Here is a 960-nt window from a genome sequence, read left to right on the forward strand (position 1 = left end):
CTAGGGCCTGTCTGTTAACCGGACGCGGTTGTGGATGATGATCGCGGCCAGGGTGACTCCGCCGAGGTAGGTCAGGGCGTATTTGTCATACCGGGTGGCGATCCCACGCCAGTCCTTGAGCCGGTTGAAGCCGCGCTCGACCGTGTTGCGGTGACGGTAGAGCTTGGGATCGAATGCCGGGGGCCGGCCACCGTTGACTCCCTTGGACTTGCGGTAGGCGATCTGGTCCGACCGCTCGGGGATCGTGTGCTTGATCCGTAGCCGCCGCAACAGCAGCCGGCTCGAAGGGTGGGAGTAGGCCTTGTCTGCCAGCAACCGGAAGTCCCGGCTCGGATCGTGGGCCAGGTGCCGGCGCAGCAGCGGTCCCAGCATCGGGTTGTCCCCGGCCTGACCCGCGGTGAGCGCGAACGTCAACGGCGCGCAGAGCCCGTCGGTCAGGGCGTGGATCTTGGTGGTCCACCCGCCCCGGGAGCGGCCGAGCGCATGGTCAGCCGGCTCGCCGCGCAGATTCCTGTGATTCGATCCTGCCCCCTGTGCCGTCCTCGGCGGACCCGTCGTGGAAGCGGGCACCGGCCGCGTGCTGGTGCGCGCGCACACTCGTCGAGTCGATCGAGATCACCTTCAACATGTCCAGCTCGTCATCCAGGCGCGCGTTCGCGCGGACCGCGGCGTGCATGTTCTCGTAGGTGCCGTCGCTCGACCAGAGCCGATGCCGTTGCCACACAGACTGGAACGCGCCGAACTCGGCAGGCAGGTCGCGCCAGGGCGAGCCCGTCCGAAACCGCCAGATGATGCCCTCGAGGGTGAGCCGGTGATCGTTCCACGGCCGACCCGGCCGGCCCGCATCCTGCGGCAGCGCCGTCCTCAACACGTCCCACAACTCGTCAGTGACCACGCCAGCCCGAACCATGCGGCCATCCTCGGACACCACACGCGAATCAATTAGCAGACACGCCCTAG

General features: G+C 67.7%; 1 pseudogene. It reads right to left on the reverse strand.

The window, feature by feature from the left end:
* Positions 1–910 (reverse strand): annotated as a pseudogene (locus N865_RS22520) (IS5 family transposase).
* Positions 911–960 lie beyond the last annotated feature (50 nt).

It is taken from the genome of Intrasporangium oryzae NRRL B-24470 (genome assembly GCF_000576595.1).
In the GTDB taxonomy this organism is placed as follows: Bacteria; Actinomycetota; Actinomycetes; order Actinomycetales; family Dermatophilaceae; genus Intrasporangium_C; species Intrasporangium_C oryzae.